Source organism: Sphaerospermopsis reniformis, from assembly GCF_005402885.1.
GTDB lineage: Bacteria > Cyanobacteriota > Cyanobacteriia > Cyanobacteriales > Nostocaceae > Sphaerospermopsis > Sphaerospermopsis kisseleviana.
Genome location: NZ_BJCE01000375.1, coordinates 1 through 3,242, shown reverse-complemented (window position 1 = coordinate 3,242; position 3,242 = coordinate 1). Strand labels below are relative to the sequence as shown.

Below are 3,242 nucleotides of genomic sequence, written 5' to 3'. Positions count from 1 at the left end.
TGAATTCTCTCCTTTACTTCGTCTTAGTGCTGCATTCAGGAATCAAGTGTCTTGACTCCCGAGACCTTCTACGTCAATACTATGACTTTCATCACTACTCAACGGTCGTCAGTCTCAGGTCGCTTGTTCCGAAACCCCAGTCCGGGATACCAGGTCACTAATCGCCACTCGCCAGTCCCCAGTTACCATTCCCCAGTCACCAATCCCCAGTCCCCAGTCACCAATCCCTAATCACCAGTTATAATTAAAAACAATGATTGTGAGTATCTACCAACAGTTTTAACTTTTACAGCAAGTCAGTAAATCGGGGATCACTTTGCAGGGTTTTGAGGATCTGTTTAATTTCTTGAGTGCGTTCCTTGTTTACTATTAGGGTAACATTGCGATCGCGCACAATCACCACATCCTCCAACCCAATCGTCACTACCACATCATCTGGATTAGAAGCATAAACAATAGCGCCTTGGGTGTCTAGCCCTACATGGGTAGCTAATTCCACATTAGGATTATCCTCTGTTTTCAGTAGGCGTTCGATGGCATTCCAGTCACCCAGATCATCCCAACCAAATTCCACTGGCAAAACATAAGCTAGACTTGTCTTTTCCATCAGGGCATAATCTATACTCTTTTTAGGCAACTGAGGGTAAACATCGGGTCCTTGTTGTTCTAAAGGTCGGATAATTTCTGGGGCATGGGTATGGAGTTCTTTGAGAACCACCCCAGCCCGAAACACGAACATACCGCTATTCCAGCTAAACCGACCCGTTGCTAAAAAATTCTCAGCCGTTTCCCGGTTGGGCTTTTCAGTAAAGCGGTGAACGTGATAAGCTGGCAACTCATTAAAGCTACCAATATTTTCACCTTGTTCAATGTAGCCGTAACCCGTGGACGGAAAAGTAGGCTTGATCCCCAAAGTGACAATCGCTGCTGTGCTAGTCGCTAACTGGGTAGCAGCACTCAAGGTATTTGCAAATACCTTTTGATCAGCAATCCAGTGATCAGCGGGGAAAAAGCCAATAACAGCGTCTTCTCCGTAACGCTTGTTAATTTCCAAACTAGTCCAAGCAACGGCGGCTGCTGTATCCCTACCCTCTGATTCAATCAGCAAATTTTGCTCTGGCAGATCGGGTAGTTGTTGTCGTACTCCTTGAGCTATTTGGCTAGAAGTAATCACCCACAGGTGATCCCAACCACCTGCGAGTGTTAGCAGTCGATCAGCGGTGGCTTGTAGTAAGCTTTTAGAACTGCCATCGAGACTTAAAAATTGCTTAGGTCTGTCCTGGCGACTAAGAGGCCAAAAACGCTCACCTTTACCACCCGCCAAAATAACAGGGATCAATGAATGACTCATGTTGTTATATACACTTACTGCTTAACAATATTAAGTGTACATTCATTCAATTTGGGATAATCTTCACTGATCAATCTGAGTGTTGGAGAATTTTAGATTTATAACTTAGTGGCAAATGCGAGGGTGATGACAAGAACAAAATCTAAAAATCAACAGTCTAAAATCTAAAATCTGCATAGATAGCTCTAACTCTAGCAACAAGAATTTGTAGCTTGCATTAACATACCTTTAGGGAGTGGTTGAGTGGGGAGACAATTGTGATAAAACAAGTTCAATGGTCCAAAAATCAAGTTATACCTCAACAAACAACAGGTTTAGATCAAGAGGCACAACCGCAAAAATTTCAAAGGGTAGAAAATCAGGTCATACCTACCCCAGTACCAGGATCAGGGACAGAGGTTCAACCAAAACAGCCAGTAACACAGTCAATAAATAATCCACGTCAAGTCGTTGAGTCAGTAGGTGCTATCCCTAATGAACTCTACGATCGCTTAGGGTTAACAATGCCCCGCTGGCTATTGTGGATATTAACTTTTGTTATTGGTATTATTTTATCAGGTTTATTGGTGTCAACTTTGGCGTTATGGACTCCCCTCTGGAGTAATTTAGAGCAAGCCAAAGATGATGATTTTGGATCTACTACCAGTAAAGATCAGGTAAAAGTACCTGGGGATTTATGGAATAAACTTTCTCAGTACCAACTATCAAAACCCATGAATATTTTAGTCATGGGCATTGAACCAGTGAAGGGTACTGTTTACGGTTCTCCAGAAAGTTTTGCTGGTAGCAGCGATACGATGTTATTAATTCGGTTAAATCCTAGTGATAAATCTATTCGTGTGCTTTCCATTCCCAGAGGGACAATGATCGCCCTCCCAAATGAGGGATTAACCAAGGTTTCAGAAGCAAATGCTAAAGGTGGTCCAGTATTAGCTGCACGGGTAGTTAGTCGGACTTTAAGCAATGCTCCCATAGATCGCTATATTCGCATTTCTACTAGCGGTTTGCGGCAATTAGTTGATCAGTTGGGTGGGGTAGATGTATTTGTACCCCAAGGGATGAATTATCAAGACAATGCTGGTGGTTTGTCGATGAATTTGGTTAGCGGTTGGCAAACTCTTAACGGTGAACAAGCAGAACTTTTTGCTCGTTTTCGGGAATCAAATATCGGGGATCTGCCAAGAGTGCAACGACAACAAGCACTAATAACTGCTTTAGTTCAACGTTTAAATAGTCCCACCGTTTTACCCAGGTTGCCTCAAATTACTCGCATTATGCGGAAGTATTTTGACACTAACCTGAAAATGGAAGAAATGATGGCTTTGGCTAATTTTTCTGTGAATGTAGAACGGGATAATTTTCAAATGTCCATGCTACCTGGTACGTTTAGTAAGTTTAGTAAAGACCCAGATAGTTACTGGTTGAATTTGACTGGACAACAAAGCTTATTGAATGATTATGTTGGGGTGGATATACCTGGTTTAAAATCAGATTCCCGTCCAGTTTCTCGCCTCAAAATTGCTATTCAAAATGCTTCCAATCAACCTCAATTAACAGAACAAGTTATTAGCTATCTCAAATCCAAAGGTTTTGCTAATATTTACACAATTCCCGATTGGCCTGATACTTTGCGGCAAACTCAGATCATTTCCCAAAAAGGAAATCCACACCCAGGGGCGGAACTGCAAGAAATTCTAGGCTTAGGTCAAGTTGAAGTTTCTGCAAAGGGTGATTTAGGTGCTGATTTGACAATTCGCATTGGTAAAGATTGGAAATAAGGACTGGGGACTGGGGACTGGGGACTGGGGACTGGTGACTGGGGACTGGGGACTGGGGACTGGGAACTGGTGACTGGGGTGTGGTGACTGGAGACAGGAGACTGGGGACTGGG

At 43.0% G+C, this 3,242-nt stretch carries 3 protein-coding genes and 1 pseudogene; 2 read left to right on the top strand and 2 right to left on the bottom strand.

The annotated features are described in order from the left end of the window. Nucleotides 1–81: 81 nt before the first annotated feature. Nucleotides 82–231: a hypothetical protein gene (locus FFR48_RS26540; RefSeq protein ID WP_162501979.1), complete on the top strand. Its 150-nt coding sequence runs from the start codon at nt 82–84 to the stop codon at nt 229–231. Nucleotides 232–286: 55 nt separating this feature from the next. On the opposite strand, the gene FFR48_RS26535 is transcribed toward FFR48_RS26540, so the two are convergent. Then, entirely contained in the window at nt 287–1,351 is a 1,065-nt protein-coding gene (locus FFR48_RS26535) for a mannose-1-phosphate guanylyltransferase (RefSeq protein WP_137669418.1), read from the bottom strand. A 257-nt stretch (nt 1,352–1,608) separates the two neighbouring features. On the opposite strand from FFR48_RS26535, the gene FFR48_RS26530 reads away from it, so the two are divergent. Then, a complete protein-coding gene (locus FFR48_RS26530; RefSeq protein WP_137669417.1) occupies nt 1,609–3,129 on the top strand; it encodes an LCP family protein in 1,521 nt (506 codons plus the stop codon). On the opposite strand, the pseudogene FFR48_RS26525 reads toward FFR48_RS26530, so the two are convergent. After that, nucleotides 3,057–3,242 (bottom strand): annotated as a pseudogene (locus FFR48_RS26525) (hypothetical protein); the annotation flags it as partial. The gene FFR48_RS26530 and the pseudogene FFR48_RS26525 overlap by 73 nt on opposite strands.